The following is a 14,278-nucleotide window of genomic DNA, read 5'->3' as shown; positions in this document are numbered from 1 at the left end:
CCAGCCTAACGGCGTCAGGTGATCGCGCGGGCGCTGGTGGCGGGCCCGGCCACCGCGCGCACGAGCCGGCGCGGCGCGAGCCGCAGCGCCGCCCCCGCCGCGGCGTAGCGCAGCGAGGGGGTGACGAGCACCTGCCCGCGGCGCACCGCGCGCAGCGCGTCCGTGGCGACCTTGTCCACGCCGACCCAGGCGGCGCGCGGCCACGTGGAGGCGTCGAGACCGGCGTTCGCGTGGAACTCCGTGCGCACCAGCCCGGGGCACAGCACCGTCGCGGTCACCCCGGTGCCGTCGAGCTCGCCCGCGAGCGCCTCGGTGAACGTCACCGCCCACGCCTTGTGCGCCGCGTAGGTGCCCATGGTCGTGAAGGCGGACATCGAGGAGACGTTGAGGATCGCCCCGCGCCCGCGGGCGACCATCGCCTCGGCCGCCGCCTTCGAGAGCACCAGCACCGAGCGGACCATGACCTCCAGCGCCCGCTCCTCACGGGCGAGGTCCCCGCCCAGCAGGTGCTGCCCGAGGCCGAAGCCCGCGTTGTTGACCAGCAGCCCGACGGGCCGGTGGTCCTGCCGCAGACGGTCGACGACGACGTCGCGGCCCTCCGCCGTCGCGAGGTCGGCGGGCAGCACCTCGACGTCCACCCCGGCCGCCGAGCGGATCTGGTGGGCGACCTTCTCGAGCCGGTCCGCGGTGCGGGCGACGAGCACGAGGTGGTGCCGGGCGGCGGCGAGCTGCCACGCCAGCTCGAGTCCGATCCCCGAGCTGGCGCCGGTGACGAGGGCTGTTCCCATGCGGCCAGAGTAGGGGCCGCCACCGGTAGCGTTCTCGTCCATGAGGCTGGCGACGTGGAACGTGAACTCCATCCGGACGAGGGTCGACCGGGTGCTGGCGTTCCTCGAGCGGTCCGGGACCGACGTGCTCGCCATGCAGGAGACGAAGTGCCGTGAGGACCAGTTCCCCCACCTGGCGTTCCAGGCGGCCGGCTACGAGGTGGTGCACCACGGGTACAACCAGTGGAACGGCGTCGCCGTCGCCTCCCGGGTGGGGGTCTCCGACGTCGAGACGGCCTTCGAGGGCATGCCCACCTGGGGCGACCCCGCCGGCGCGGAGGCGCGGGCGCTCGGCGTGACGTGCGCCGGCGTGCGGGTGTGGAGCCTGTACGTCCCCAACGGCCGGGTGCTGCACGACCCGCACTACGAGTACAAGCTTCAGTGGCTCGCCGCCCTGCGCGAGGCCGCGGGCACCTGGCTCCGGTCCGACCCGGACGCACGCATCGCGCTGGTGGGCGACTGGAACATCGCGCCGCGCGACGAGGACGTCTGGGACATCTCCGTCTTCGACGGCGCCACGCACGTCTCCCCGCCGGAGCGTGAGGCGTTCCGCGCGTTCGAGGACGTCGGGTTCACCGAGGTGACGCGGGCCTACGTGGACCAGTACACGTACTGGGACTACCAGCGGCTGCGCTTCCCGCGGAACGAGGGCATGCGGATCGACTTCGTCCAGGCGTCCCCGCAGCTCGCCGCGCACGTGGTGGGGGCGCAGATCGACCGGGACGAGCGCAAGGGCAAGGGCGCCTCCGACCATGTGCCGGTGATCGTGGACGTCGACTGAGATGAGCGGCAACCAGCTGCCCGACGCGCCCCCGCCGGTCGACCGGTCCCAGGGCGCGTGGCCGCAGGAGGCGCCCTGGGCCGCACCGGGCGGAGCCGCGCACGCCCCGCGCACGGCGCCCGCCGGCGCTACCGGCGGTGTGGGCCTCGTCGCCCCCGGCCTCGCCCGCACGGACCCCGTCAGCGTGGCCGCGCTGGTCACCGGGGTGCTGCCCGCCGGGCCGGTCGCGGCGGTGCTCGGCGTCCTGGGCATCCGCCGGACGGGCCGGGGCGGTCGTCCGGGGCGGCCGCTCGCCGTCGTCGGTCTCGTGCTGGGCCTGGCCTGGTCGGTGGTCGCCGTGGCGGCGGGGGTGAGCCTGCTGCGCGGGCCGGCGCTCGACGGGGACGTCCCCGAACCGGTCGGGATGGCGTCGGCGCACCTGCGGGAGGGCAACTGCGTGCGCAACCTGCCCGCGGGCGGCGAGGTGCGCCGGGTGAGCCTGGTGCCGTGCGCCGACCCCCACACGGCGCAGGTCGTCCACGTCGGCGCGCTCACGCGGGAGGCCGCTCGGCCGGAGGAGGCCCATGCGGACGCGCGGCTGCTGTGCCAGGACGCCGCGGCGGCGACGGGCACCAGGGGCGAGGACGTCGAGGTCGTCGCCCTCGTGCCGGCGTCCGGCACCTCGCCGGTCGTGTGCCTGGTGGAGTGGCCGACGCCAGTGCAGACCGACCTGGTCAACTGACCCTGGCCCCCCGCCCGGCGCCCCGGGCGGCACGCGAGCGGGCGTCGGTAGGGTTGCCGCCATGACGTCTTCGTGGGGGCAGGGACACGGCGGACCGTCCGGTCCGCAGCACCTGCCCGGACCCGCGGAGACCGCACACCCCTTCGGGCAGTACTTCGGCTCCGGCCAGCCCTACAACTCCGCTCCCCCGCGCCCCGTCTCGACGACGGCCGGCCGCGCCGTCGGCATCGCCGGGATCCCGGTGGGGGTGCTCCTCGGGCCGATGGGCGTCGCGCTCGGGATCATCTCCTTCCTGCAGGCCCGCCGCGGCGACGGACCGACCGGGTACGGCGTCGCCGCGATGATCGTCGGCGGGCTGTCCACGCTGGCCCTGACGCTGTTCATCCTCGCGGCCACGGCGGCCGCGCTCTCCACCGTCGGTCCGGACCAGCGCCCGGAGGGCGCGGGGAGCGGGAGCCAGGTGCCGATCGGCTCCATGGCGGTGGGCGAGTGCGCCCTCGAGGCCGACGCCGCCCAGCCCGTCGTCACGCTGATCGACTGCGCCGAGTGGCACCAGGCCGAGGTCTACGCCGAGGTCGACCTCGGCGACGGCCCCTACCCGGGCGAGAACGGCGTCGTCGAGGCCGCGGAGTCGCTGTGCCTGGACGCGGCCGACGCCCTGGTCCCGCCCTCCGCCGACGTCTCGGACATCGTCGTCTCCGTCGTCGTCCCCGACTCCGCCGCCTGGAACGAGGGCGTCACCTTCGCCCGCTGCGTCGCGCTCGACCTCTCAGGCCGCAACATGGCGGGCAGCATCACCGAGGGCACCCTGCAGACCCGCTGACCGCCCGGCCGCACCCCGTCCCGACCCCTACCGGCGAGACGTGTCGGCCTCACCGCTCCAGGTGGGACCCGGACCGGGCGGCGAGGATGTCGTCGGTCAGCCGCGGCCACACCCGGGCCGCCCACTCGCCGAACGGCCTGGCGCCGAGGAACGCGGTGGCCAGGCCGGCGTCGGGGTCGACCCACAGGAAGCTGCCGCGCTGGCCGAAGTGGCCGAACGTCCGCGGGGAGGAGCTGGCCCCCGTCCAGTGCGGGGACTTGTGGTCGCGGATCTCGAAGCCGAGGCCCCAGTCGTTGTTCTCCTGCCGCCCGAAGCCCGGCAGCACGCCCGAGAGCCCGGGGAAGACGACGGTGGTCGCCTCGGCGAACAGCTCCGGTCCCACGAGGGTCGGCCGCAGCAGCTCGCGGCCCAGCGCGCCGAGGTCGTCGGCGCTGCCCGTGGCCCCGGCCGCCGGCGAGCCCTCCATGAGGACGGTCGACATGCCGAGCGGCGCGATCACCGTCTCCTCGACCCACGTGTCGAAGTCCCGCCCGACGGCCTCCGCGACGTGCTCCGCGAGCAGCTCGATCCCGAGGTTGGAGTACACGCGCCGCCGCCCCGGGGCGGACAGGGTGGCGCCCGAGTCGAACGGGACGCCCGAGGCGTGGGCGAGGAGGTGGCGGACCGTGGCCCCCTCCGGACCGGCCGGGTCGTCCAGGGCGACCATGCCGCGCTCGACGGCGACCAGGGTCGCCGTCGCCGAGAGCAGCTTGGTCACCGATGCCCAGTGATAAGGCGTCGAGGTGTCGCCGTAGGTGTCGAGGACGCCGTCCGCGTCGCTCACCACCACGCCGACGGGAAAGTCCAGGTCCTGCAGCGATCCGAAGGTGTCCACCGCTCAAGCCTGCCACGCCGCGCGGGTCACTCCTCCCGGCGCTGCGCGACAAGGACGCGGGCGCACAGCGGCAGCTCGACGTCGCCGCGCCCGGTGCGGAACCGGCCGAGCGCCGCCTCAGCGTCGGCCGTGATCCGGTCGAGGGACTCCTCGCTCAGCCGGTCCCCGAGGGGCGTGGCCCGGACCTCGGTGTCCACCACGGATGCCACCGACGGGAAGCGGGCGACCCCCGTGGGCGAGTCGACGCCGAGGACCCGAAGGCCCGCGCCCTCCGCCAGACGGCGGAGCTCACCGGCGTCCCCCGCGGACCAGTAGGCACCGAGCAGGGTGCGGGCGTCGTCGCCTGCGTGGCGGGCGACGACGTCGACGAACGGGCCGTAGCCGGGCTGCTGGTCCAGCGGGGCATAGGTCTGGACGACGACGCGGCCGTCCGGCGCGGTCACGCGCGCCATCTGCGCGACGGCGGCGGCCCGGTCGGGGAAGAACATCAGCGACGACTGGCACAGGACGGCGTCGAACGAGCCGTCCGGGAAGGGCAGCGCGGCGACGTCCCCCTGGAGCCAGGTGAGGTCCGGGGCGACCCGCGCCGCGACGTCGAGCATGGCCTGGTTCAGGTCGACGCCCACCACCGTCCCGCCCGGCCCGACGCGGGCGGCGGCCGTCCGGGCGACCACGCCGGTGCCGCAGGCGACGTCGAGCACGCGCTTGCCGGGCGAGAGTGCGGCCGCCTCGACCACGAGGGGAGCCCACTGGCCGAAGAGCGCGGGGACGAAGAGCGTCTCGTAGACCTCCGCCTGCGCCGGCGAGATCTGGAACGTCTCGGTCATGACGTGCCTCCTCCGGTCGTCCCGCCCCCGGGCCCGCGGGGGCGCGGTCCGTCGGGACCAGGATGGTCGGCCTCGGACCGGGAGCGCATCGGTCAGGTGACCCATCCGCCGGCCCAGGCGTCCCCGAGCCCGGCGCCGACAGCCGGTGGCACGCGGGAACGCCGTGCGCGCATGATGGGAGGGTGCGGTCCGCGGCGCTGGACTCGGGTCGCGCCGCCATGGCGGCGGGGCGGTGGGAGGACGCGCGCGCAGTGCTCGAGGGGGCGGCCGAGGCAGAGGCAGAGCCGGCCCCCGCTGTGCTGGAGTGCCTGGCACGCACGCTGTGGTGGCTCGGCGAGGTGGCCGAGAGCGTCCGGCGCCGGGAGCAGGCCTACGTGGGCTACCGCCGCGACGGGGCCGCGGCGGCCGCGGCGGCCGTCGCCGTCGACCTGTGCGTCAGCAGCCTCGTCGACCTCGACAACCCCGCGGCGGCCCAGGGCTGGCTGGCTCGCGCCGAGCGGCTCACCGACCCCGCCGACGCGGCCGCGCGCGGGTGGGTCACGCTCATGAGGGGCTACACCGCGCCGGCCGGGGAGGGCCGGGAGACGCTGATGCGCCGCGCCCTCGACGACGCACGGGCCGCACCGGACGCCGATCTCGAGCTCGTCGCGCTGGGCGACCTGGGTCTCACGCTCGTCGAGGGCGGCCGTGTCCGGGACGGCATGCGGCTGCTGGACGAGGCGATGGCGGGCACGGTCGCGGGCGAGCACCGGCGGCCGGAGACCGTCGTCTGGACCACCTGCTCGATGCTCGCGGCGACGCAGGTCGTGGGCGACCTCGCCCGGGCGACCCAGTGGTGCCGCGCCGCGGACCGGTTCATGCGCACCTACGGGTGCCCGTTCCTCTACGCACGCTGCCGCGCCCACTACGGCAACGTCCTCGTGGGCGCGGGACGGTGGGACGAGGCCGAGGCCGAGCTGCGCTGCGCCCTGGTGATGTCGTCGCGGGTGGGCCAGGGTCCGCTCCAGGACGCGCTGACCGGCCTCGTCGAGCTGCAGGTGCGCCGCGGGCGGCCGGACGACGCCGTCGCGCTGGTGCACGCCTACCCCGAGGTGCGGATCGGGACCCCGACCCTGGCCCGGCTGGAGCTCGCGCTGGGGCGTCCGGAGGCGGCGGTGTCCCTGCTCGAGCCGTACCTCGTCCGCCGGGGCACGCCGAGAACGAGGGTGGCCGCGCTCGCGGTCGTCGCGGCGGCGCACGCCGAGCTGGACGATCTCCCGCCGCTCCGGGCGGCCGCCGGGCGGCTGCGTGAGGTCGCCGCACGGGCCGAGGTGCCCTGCGCCGCCGCGTTCGCCGACCTGGTCGCCGGCGAGGTGGCCGCGGCGGAGGGCGACGGAACGGCCGCCGTGGCGCTCCTGCTGGACGCCGCCGCGGCGTTCGAGCGCCTCGCCATGCCCTGGGAGGCGGCCCGGGCGCAGCTGTCCGCCGCCCGCCACGCCTCCGGCCCCGGTCTCGCCCGCACCGAGGCGACGCGGGCCCTCGCCTCGTTCCGGCGTCTCGGCGCCCGGTCGGACGCCGACCGGGCGGCGGCGCTGCTGCGCCGCCTGGGCGTGCACGTCGGCGAGGGCGTCCGTGCGGCCGCGGTGCTCAGCCCGCGGGAGCGAGAGGTGCTGCGGCTGCTCGAGCACGGGCTCAGCAACCCGGAGATCGCCGCGCGGCTCTACATCAGCCGGAAGACGGTCGCCCACCACGTGAGCAGCATCCTGACGAAGCTCGGCGTGCGGACCCGTGCGGAGGCGGCCGCGGTGTCGGCCAGGACGCGGGAGCCGGTCGGGCCCGCCGGGGTCTGACCCCGCCGGCCCGACCCGGTCCCGCCGTCCCGTCACGCGACGGGCTGCTCCGCGCGCACGGTCAGGACGAGCCCCTGCTCGCCGGCGCCGCCCGCCTCGCCGAACGCCGCGGCGGACTCGAGGTCCGGCCGGTCGACCACGACGGTGTCGCCGTCGTGCACCTCCGCGCCGAGCAGCATCTTCGCGAGCTGGTCGCCGATCTCCCGCTGGACCAGGCGGCGCAGCGGCCGGGCGCCGTACGCGGGGTCGAAGCCCTCCAGCGCCAGCCACTCGCGGGCCGCGTCGGTGACCTCCAGGCGCACCCGGCGGTCGGAGAGCCGGCGGGCCAGCCGGTCGACCTGCAGGTCGACGATCGAGCCCAGCTCGTCCACGGTGAGCGCGTCGAACAGGACGATGTCGTCCAGCCGGTTGAGGAACTCCGGCTTGAAGCTCGTCCGCACCGCGTGCATGACCGCCTCGCGCTTGGCCGCCTCCGGCAGCGACTGGTCCACGAGGAACTGCGAGCCGAGGTTGGAGGTCAGCACGAGGATCGTGTTCCGGAAGTCCACCGTGCGGCCCTGGCCGTCGGTGAGGCGGCCGTCGTCGAGCACCTGCAGGAGGATGTCGAAGACCTCGGGGTGGGCCTTCTCCACCTCGTCCAGCAGCACGACCGAGTAGGGCCGACGGCGCACGGACTCCGTGAGCTGGCCGCCCTCCTCGTAGCCGACGTACCCGGGAGGGGCGCCGACGAGCCGGGCCACCGAGTGCTTCTCGGAGTACTCCGACATGTCGATGCGGATCATCGCCCGCTCGTCGTCGAAGAGGAAGTCCGCCAGGGACTTCGCCAGCTCCGTCTTGCCCACGCCGGTGGGGCCGAGGAACAGGAACGAACCGGTCGGCCGGTCCGGGTCGGAGACGCCGGCGCGGCTGCGCCGGACGGCGTCCGCGACGGACCGCACCGCGTTCCGCTGCCCGATGAGGCGCTGGCCGATGACGTCCTCCATGTGGAGGAGCTTCTCCGTCTCGCCCTGGAGCAGGCGTCCCACGGGGATCCCGGTCCACGCGGCCACGACCTCCGCGACCTCCTCCGCGGAGACGCGGTCGGCGATCATCGGGGCCTGCCGCTCGGTCTCCTTCGCGGCCGCCTCGGCGGCCTCGGCCGCGGCGATCTCCCGCTCGACGCCGGGGATCTCGCCGTAGAGCAGGCGGGAGGCCCGCTCGAGGTCGCCCTCGCGCTGGGCCTTCTCGGCCTCGGTGCGCAGGGCGTCCAGGCGCGACTTCAGGTCACCGACCCGGTTGTGGCTGGCTTTCTCCTGCTCCCACCGTGCGGTCAGGGAGGCGAGCGCCTCGGAGCGGTCGGCCAGCTCGGCCCGGAGCTTCTCGAGCCGCTCCTGGGCGGCCTCGTCGTCGGCGTCCTCGGACTCGGTGAGGTAGGCCTCCTCCATCTTCAGGCGGTCCACCTGCCGGCGCAGCGCGTCGATCTCCTCCGGGGAGGAGTCGAGCTCCATGCGGAGCCGCGACGCGGCCTCGTCCACGAGGTCGATGGCCTTGTCGGGCAGCTGCCGGCCGGTGATGTAGCGGTCCGAGAGCGTCGCGGCGGCCACGAGGGCGCCGTCGGAGATCGTCACCTGGTGGTGCGCCTCGTACTTCGGGGCGATGCCGCGCAGGATCGCGACGGTGTCCTCCACGGACGGCTCGCCGACGAAGACCTGCTGGAAGCGGCGCTCCAGCGCGGGGTCCTTCTCGATCCGCTCGCGGTACTCGTCCAGGGTCGTGGCGCCGACCAGGCGCAGCTCGCCGCGGGCCAGCATGGGCTTGAGCATGTTGCCCGCGTCCATGGACCCCTCGGCCGCCCCGGCGCCGACGACGGTGTGCAGCTCGTCGATGAAGGTGACGATCTCGCCGTCGGAGTCCTTGATCTCCTGCAGGACGGCCTTGAGGCGCTCCTCGAACTCGCCGCGGTACTTGGCGCCGGCCACCATGCCGGCGAGGTCGAGCGCGATGAGGCGCTTGCCGCGCAGGGACTCGGGGACGTCGCCGTCGACGATGCGCTGGGCGAGGCCCTCGACGACGGCGGTCTTGCCGACGCCGGGCTCGCCGATGAGGACGGGGTTGTTCTTGGTGCGCCGGGAGAGCACCTGGACGACGCGGCGGATCTCGGCGTCGCGGCCGATGACGGGGTCGAGCTTGCCGTCGCGGGCGGCGGCGGTGAGGTCGTTGCCGTACTTCTCCAGGGCCTTGAACGTGCCCTCGGGGTCCGGCGAGGTGACCTTGGCGGAGCCGCGGACGCTCGGCAGCGCCGCGAGCAGGCCCTCGCGGTCCGCGCCGGCGGAGCGCAGGATCTCCCCGGCCGGGCTGGTCGAGGAGGCGAGCGCGATCAGCAGGTGCTCGGTGGAGACGTACTCGTCGCCGAGCGCCTTCGCCTCGTTCCCGGCGTCGGTGATCATCGTCATCGTCGGGCGGGAGGTCTGCGGCTGGGCGACGGAGGACCCCGACGCGCCGGGCAGGGTGGCGAGCGCCGCCCTGACCCGCTGGGTGATCGCGGCACGGTCCGCGCCGACCGCGTCGAGCAGGGCGACGGCGACCCCGCCCTCCTGCTCGAGCAGGGCGGCGAGGACGTGGACCGGCTCGAGCTGCGGGTTGCCCGCGGTCGAGGCGGCCTGGATCGCGGAGGCGATCGCCTCCTGCGACTTGGTGGTGAGCTTGGTGTCCATGGGACCTCCGGGGTTCGTTCAAGGGGTGCTGCCGATCTCAACCGCGGCAAAGTTGAGTCTATTCCGCTCAAGGCTGCATCGCGCGCCCCGGTGGGGGCTCACGGTGAGGGGCGGGCCCGTCCGCCGGCGTCAGGCGGCAGGGGCGCGGTCGGCCAGGGCTGCGGGGAGGTCGGTCACCGCGGTCACGGTGTGGTCGGGGGCGGTGAAGTGCCCCGGGTAGGTGGTGCCCGCCCGGTCGATCCAGGCGGTGCGCATGCCGGCGCGGGCCGCACCGTGGATGTCCCAGGGATGGACGGCGACGAGGACCATCTCCTCCGGCGCCGTCCCGCTGACCGTGGCGGCGTGCTCGTACGCCGCCCGCGCGGGCTTCCACGCCGGGGCGTCCTCCACGGACAGGAGGGAGTCGAAGAGCTCCCGGAGCCCGGCGCCGGTCAGCAGCTTCTCCGCCACCTGCGCGGACCCGTTCGTCAGCGTGAGCAGGCGGTACCCCCGGGCCGCCAGCGTCCGCACGCCCTCGGCGACGTCCGGGTGGAGCTCCAGCGAGGCCATGGCGCCAAGGATCTGCCGGACCGCGCCGTCCCCGGTCACGCCGGCCGCCCGCAGCAGCGGGCGCAGCACCTCCGCGGCGACGTCGGCGAAGGGGACGTTCTGGCCGGTCGCGGCGAGAGCGAAGCCGTCGCGCAGCAGAGCGGCGAACCACAGCTTGGCGAGCTCGGCCGGGGCTCCCACCTCCGCGAACCGCTCGCCCATCGGCGACATGTCCGACAGGGTCTCGTTGACGTCGAAGACGATGACCGAGGGCCTCATCGCGTCCTCCCCGTGCTGGTCTCCCCACTATCGGTCGGCGCTCCGCGGCCGGCAAGCGCCCGGCTCGACGCGTTCCCAGGACCTCGCCGGCCCCCGAGCCTGCGGGCACGGGCGCCGAGGGCCCGGCGGGCCGAAGGTCTCGGTTCCGGGACCCGGCCGGGTCGTAGCGTCGGAGGTGGACGACGACGTCGGCGACCTCCGGCGTCGAGACACCGACAGCGAGGTCATCGTGAGCGCAGGGCCGCGGAGCAGCGGGGGGCCGAGGACAGTCTCGACGACCGGCGGACGCCCCGGAGGCGCCCCGCCCGGCCGGGTCCGTCGCCTGCGGGCACCGGCGGCCGCCGTCGGCCTCCTCGCCCTGCTCGCCCTGCTCGCCGGGTGCGCGAGGACCACGTCGGCCGGCGGGACCGACGCGGACCACCGGGGCGAGATCGACCTGGTGCTGCCCGACCTCGGCGCCACCACCGTGCTCGGCGGGATCCCCGGGACCACGGTGCTCTGGCTGGGCCTCGCGGTGTGCGCGATCGGGCTCGCCTCCGGGCTGGTGGCCTCCGTCCAGCTGCGCCGCCTGCCCGACCACCCGTCCATGCGGGAGGTAGCCGAGCTGATCTACACCACGTGCAAGGCGTACCTCGTCCAGCAGGGACGCTTCCTCGTCCTGCTGTGGACGTTCATCGCCGCGGTGATCGTCACGTACTTCGGCGTCCTGGTCGCCATGCCGTGGGGCAAGGTGGCGATCGTCGTCGCGTTCAGCCTGGTGGGGATGGCGGGGTCCTACTCGGTGGCGTGGTTCGGGATCCGGGTGAACACGCTGGCTAACTCGCGCACCGCGTTCGCCTCGCTCGCCGGGCGGCCGCTGCCCGTGCACCGCATCCCGATGAGGTCGGGCATGTCGATCGGCATGGTCCTCATCAGCCTCGAGCTCGGCACCATGCTGATCATCCTGCTGCTCCTGCCCGCCGACATCGCCGGGGCCTGCTTCATCGGGTTCGCGATCGGCGAGTCCCTCGGCGCGGCGGTCCTGCGCATCGCCGGCGGGATCTTCACCAAGATCGCCGACATCGGCTCCGACCTGATGAAGATCGCCTTCAAGATCAAGGAGGACGACGCCCGCAACCCCGGCGTGATCGCCGACTGCACCGGCGACAACGCCGGCGACTCCGTGGGGCCCAGCGCCGACGGCTTCGAGACGTACGGCGTCACCGGCGTCGCCCTGGTGACCTTCGTGCTGCTGGCCGTGGACGACCCGGCCGTCCAGGCGATCCTCCTGGTCTGGATCTTCACCGTGCGCATCGCCATGGTGATCACCTCCGGGGTCTCCTACCTCGTCAACGACGCCGTCACGCGCGCGACCTTCACCCGCGCCGACCGGCTCGACTTCGAGACGCCGCTGACGGCGCTGGTCCGGCTGACGTCGGTCCTGTCCGTCGCGGCGACCTACGCCGTGACCTGGGCCGTCCTGGCGCCCAGCACGCCCGACGGGCTCTGGTGGCGCCTCGCCACGATCGTCTCCCTCGGCACGGTGGCCGGGGCGCTCATCCCGGAGCTGGTGCGGGTGTTCACCTCCACGGGCAGCCGGCACGTGCGTGAGGTGGTCAAGAGCTCGCGGCAGGGCGGGGCGTCGCTGAACATCCTCTCCGGGCTGGTCGCGGGCAACTTCTCCGCCTTCTGGCTCGGGATGGCCGTCGTCGGCCTGACCGGCGGCGCGTACCTGGTGAGCCAGCAGGGCCTGGACGCGCTCATGGTGGCCCCGGCGGTCTTCGCCTTCGGCCTGGTCGCCTTCGGCTTCCTGAGCATGGGCCCGGTGACCATCGCGGTCGACTCCTACGGCCCCGTCACCGACAACGCCCAGAGCGTCTACGAGCTGTCCATGATCGAGGAGATCGACGGCGTGGAGGAGGAGATCCGCCGCGAGCACGGCTTCGACGTCCGGTGGGAGCGTGGCAAGCAGATGCTCGAGGAGAACGACGGCGCCGGCAACACCTTCAAGGCCACCGCCAAGCCCGTCCTCATCGGCACCGCCGTCGTCGGCGCCACGACGATGATCTTCTCCATCATCATGGCGCTCACGGACGGCCTGACCACGGACCTGGACAAGCTCTCCCTCATGCACCCGCCGTTCCTGCTCGGGCTCATCACCGGCGGCGCGGTCATCTACTGGTTCACCGGCGCCTCCATCCAGGCCGTGACCACCGGGGCGTACCGGGCGCTGGAGTTCATCCGGCGCACCATCCGGATCGACGACGGCGCCACCCGGGCGTCGGCGGAGGACTCGCGCCGGGTGGTGGAGATCTGCACCCAGTACGCCCAGAAGGGCATGCTCAACATGTTCCTCGGGGTGTTCTTCGCGACCCTGGCCTTCGCGTTCCTCGAGCCCTACTTCTTCATCGGCTACCTGATCTCGATCGCGGTCTTCGGCCTGTACCAGTCGATCTTCATGGCGAACGCGGGCGGCGCCTGGGACAACGCCAAGAAGATCGTCGAGGTCGACCTGCACGCCAAGGGCACGGCGCTGCACGACGCGACGATCGTGGGCGACACGGTCGGCGACCCCTTCAAGGACACCTCCTCCGTGGCGCTGAACCCGGTCATCAAGTTCACGACGCTGTTCGGGCTGCTCGCGGTCGAGCTGGCCGTCTCCCTGACGGCGCAGGGCCGGCAGACGCTGGTGCTGGCGCTCGCCGCGGTCTTCTTCGCGCTCATGGTGGTGTTCGTGCTGCGTTCGTTCTACGGCATGCGCATCCGCACCTCCCTCGGCGACGACGAGGGCCCGGCGGTCCAGGAGCCGAACCGGCCGGAGGGCGCCTTCCCGGGCGCGGCGGACGCCGTGCCGGCCGACCTCAGCAGGAGGCCCGCGGCCGGGCCGGGGGACGTCCCCGCCGCGGCGGGGCCGGGCGAGCCGTTCGGACGCCCGACGCGCGCCCGCCGCCAGCGGGCCGAAGCAGGAAAGGGTGAGCAGCGATGAACGTGGCGGTGCGGCTCGGGGACGTCCAGCTCGAGGACGGGCGCGTCGGCGGCCACGACGCCGGTGCGACGCTGGTGCGCCGGCTGCTGCGCGTCTTCCCCGGCGCTCAGGTGATCGGGCCGGAGCGGCTCCCGGGCGCGGTCGACGTCGTCCCGCTCGACCAGGTCGACGGGTCGCGCACCGTGGTGGTGAACATGGACGTGATCGACTCCGTCGCGGTGTGGCAGGTGCTCGCCGGCCGGTGCGAGCGGCCGCAGGTGATGAACCTCGTGTGGTGGAACCCCTCGCGGTACACCCGTACCGTCGACGTCGCAGCGCTCGCGCTGTCGTGCGCGCTCTTCCCCACCTTCTGCAACTCGGAGCGCACGGCCACCGAGGTGCGCGAGGTGGTCGCCGGGTGGGCGGTCCCCCGCCTCGCGGAGCGCGCCCGGATCGCGTGGGTCAACCTCGGCGTGCGGCTCGACCACGTCCGGCCGCGCCAGGAGCCGCCGGTGCCGGTGGTGCTCTACCCGGCCATCTACCTCTCCGACCGCAAGCGGCCCGACCTGTTCCTCCAGGTGGTCGAGCGCGTCGCCGCCCGGACGCCGATCCGGGTGGAGGCCCGGCTGCACGAGTCGCACCTCGTCACCGAGCGGGCGATGGCGCTCTCCCGCAAGGAGTGGGCGTGGGTCGGCCCGCTGACCGCGAGCCGGGAGACCTACTGGGACGCGCTGGCCAGGACGACGGCGTTCCTCGCCACCGCGGAGGAGGAGTCCTACGGCCTGGAGTACGTCGAGGCGCTCGTCGCCGGCGCCGTCGGGATCTTCCCCGACCGGCCGTGGGTGCACGGGATCGTGCCGGAGGGCTACCCCTTCGCCTACCGCACCGCCGACGAGGCGGAGTCGATGCTCCTGCGCGCCGTCACGTCCCCCGCAGCGTGCCGCGCGGAGATGGACCGGGCCGCCGGCGGCGACTTCGCCGCCTGGTTGCGGGCGCGCCACGACGACGACACCTTCGACCACGCCGTCACCGCCCGGATGCAGGAGTGGTTCGGCGTCGGCGCCGCGGTCCCGGCGGCCTGAGGGCCCCGCGAGCGGGCGTCTGGGCGTGCGCCCCGGGGCGGGAGGCGCGACGATCGTGGCAGCGCGCGAC

At 74.5% G+C, this 14,278-nt stretch carries 11 protein-coding genes; 6 read left to right on the top strand and 5 right to left on the bottom strand.

Going from position 1 to position 14,278, the window contains the following annotated elements; genetic code table 11:
- Positions 1 to 14: 14 nt before the first annotated feature.
- On the bottom strand, positions 15 to 788 hold the full coding sequence (locus KZX45_RS03650) for an SDR family oxidoreductase (RefSeq protein WP_248256371.1): 774 nt from the start codon (positions 786 to 788) through the stop codon (positions 15 to 17).
- 40 nt (positions 789 to 828) lie between these two features.
- Here KZX45_RS03650 and KZX45_RS03645 point away from each other — a divergent pair, with 40 nt between their 5' ends.
- The 3 genes from KZX45_RS03645 to KZX45_RS03635 all read left to right on the top strand — a co-directional run bounded on the left by KZX45_RS03645 (position 829) and on the right by KZX45_RS03635 (position 3,152).
- Positions 829 to 1,608, top strand: a complete 780-nt coding sequence (locus tag KZX45_RS03645; protein ID WP_248256370.1) for an exodeoxyribonuclease III — start codon at positions 829 to 831, stop codon at positions 1,606 to 1,608.
- Position 1,609: 1 nt separating this feature from the next.
- Positions 1,610 to 2,329 carry a hypothetical protein gene (locus KZX45_RS03640; RefSeq protein ID WP_248256369.1) on the top strand — a complete coding sequence of 240 codons (720 nt, stop codon included), beginning with the start codon at positions 1,610 to 1,612 and terminating at the stop codon, positions 2,327 to 2,329.
- Positions 2,330 to 2,390: 61 nt separating this feature from the next.
- Positions 2,391 to 3,152, top strand: coding sequence for a DUF4190 domain-containing protein (locus tag KZX45_RS03635; protein ID WP_248256368.1), 762 nt, complete (start codon positions 2,391 to 2,393; stop codon positions 3,150 to 3,152).
- 49 nt (positions 3,153 to 3,201) lie between these two features.
- Here KZX45_RS03635 and KZX45_RS03630 read toward each other — a convergent pair whose 3' ends face one another.
- Together KZX45_RS03630 and KZX45_RS03625 are read right to left on the bottom strand one after the other, a co-directional pair.
- Positions 3,202 to 4,026 (bottom strand): serine hydrolase domain-containing protein, encoded by an 825-nt coding sequence (locus tag KZX45_RS03630; protein ID WP_248256367.1) that lies wholly within the window; start codon positions 4,024 to 4,026, stop codon positions 3,202 to 3,204.
- A 26-nt stretch (positions 4,027 to 4,052) separates the two neighbouring features.
- The gene (locus KZX45_RS03625; RefSeq protein ID WP_248256366.1) at positions 4,053 to 4,853 is read right to left on the bottom strand and encodes a class I SAM-dependent methyltransferase; all 801 of its coding nucleotides are present in this window, start codon (positions 4,851 to 4,853) and stop codon (positions 4,053 to 4,055) included.
- 182 nt (positions 4,854 to 5,035) lie between these two features.
- Here KZX45_RS03625 and KZX45_RS20180 point away from each other — a divergent pair, with 182 nt between their 5' ends.
- The gene (locus tag KZX45_RS20180) at positions 5,036 to 6,682 is read left to right on the top strand and encodes a LuxR family transcriptional regulator (RefSeq protein WP_248256365.1); all 1,647 of its coding nucleotides are present in this window, start codon (positions 5,036 to 5,038) and stop codon (positions 6,680 to 6,682) included.
- 32 nt (positions 6,683 to 6,714) lie between these two features.
- On the opposite strand, the gene clpB is transcribed toward KZX45_RS20180, so the two are convergent.
- Both clpB and KZX45_RS03610 read right to left on the bottom strand, forming a co-directional pair.
- Positions 6,715 to 9,375, bottom strand: a complete 2,661-nt coding sequence (clpB, locus tag KZX45_RS03615) for an ATP-dependent chaperone ClpB (protein WP_248256364.1) — start codon at positions 9,373 to 9,375, stop codon at positions 6,715 to 6,717.
- A gap of 129 nt (positions 9,376 to 9,504) precedes the next feature.
- A complete protein-coding gene (locus KZX45_RS03610; protein WP_248256363.1) occupies positions 9,505 to 10,182 on the bottom strand; it encodes a haloacid dehalogenase type II in 678 nt (225 codons plus the stop codon).
- 175 nt (positions 10,183 to 10,357) lie between these two features.
- On the opposite strand from KZX45_RS03610, the gene KZX45_RS03605 reads away from it, so the two are divergent.
- Both KZX45_RS03605 and KZX45_RS03600 read left to right on the top strand, forming a co-directional pair.
- Entirely contained in the window at positions 10,358 to 13,147 is a 2,790-nt protein-coding gene (locus KZX45_RS03605) for a sodium-translocating pyrophosphatase (RefSeq protein ID WP_374112531.1), read from the top strand.
- Positions 13,144 to 14,208 carry a glycosyltransferase family 1 protein gene (locus tag KZX45_RS03600; RefSeq protein WP_248256362.1) on the top strand — a complete coding sequence of 355 codons (1,065 nt, stop codon included), beginning with the start codon at positions 13,144 to 13,146 and terminating at the stop codon, positions 14,206 to 14,208. The genes KZX45_RS03605 and KZX45_RS03600 overlap by 4 nt, the downstream gene beginning before the upstream one ends.
- The last annotated feature ends 70 nt before the right edge of the window (positions 14,209 to 14,278 follow it).

The organism is Georgenia sp. EYE_87 (genome assembly GCF_023148685.1).
Taxonomy (GTDB): domain Bacteria; phylum Actinomycetota; class Actinomycetes; order Actinomycetales; family Actinomycetaceae; genus Georgenia.
Note: the sequence above shows the minus strand (reverse complement) of the source record. Positions and strands in the feature narration are given on the sequence as shown.

Excerpts from the sequence above, each read along its gene's own strand:
- KZX45_RS03650 (WP_248256371.1), bottom strand. The coding sequence starts at position 788 with ATGGGAACAGCCCTCGTCACCGGCGCCAGCTCGGGGATCGGACTCGAG.
- KZX45_RS03625 (WP_248256366.1), bottom strand. The coding sequence starts at position 4,853 with ATGACCGAGACGTTCCAGATCTCGCCGGCGCAGGCGGAGGTCTACGAG.
- KZX45_RS03600 (WP_248256362.1), top strand. The coding sequence starts at position 13,144 with ATGAACGTGGCGGTGCGGCTCGGGGACGTCCAGCTCGAGGACGGGCGC.
- KZX45_RS03645 (WP_248256370.1), top strand. The coding sequence starts at position 829 with ATGAGGCTGGCGACGTGGAACGTGAACTCCATCCGGACGAGGGTCGAC.
- KZX45_RS03635 (WP_248256368.1), top strand. The coding sequence starts at position 2,391 with ATGACGTCTTCGTGGGGGCAGGGACACGGCGGACCGTCCGGTCCGCAG.
- clpB (WP_248256364.1), bottom strand. The coding sequence starts at position 9,375 with ATGGACACCAAGCTCACCACCAAGTCGCAGGAGGCGATCGCCTCCGCG.
- KZX45_RS03640 (WP_248256369.1), top strand. The coding sequence starts at position 1,610 with ATGAGCGGCAACCAGCTGCCCGACGCGCCCCCGCCGGTCGACCGGTCC.
- KZX45_RS03610 (WP_248256363.1), bottom strand. The coding sequence starts at position 10,182 with ATGAGGCCCTCGGTCATCGTCTTCGACGTCAACGAGACCCTGTCGGAC.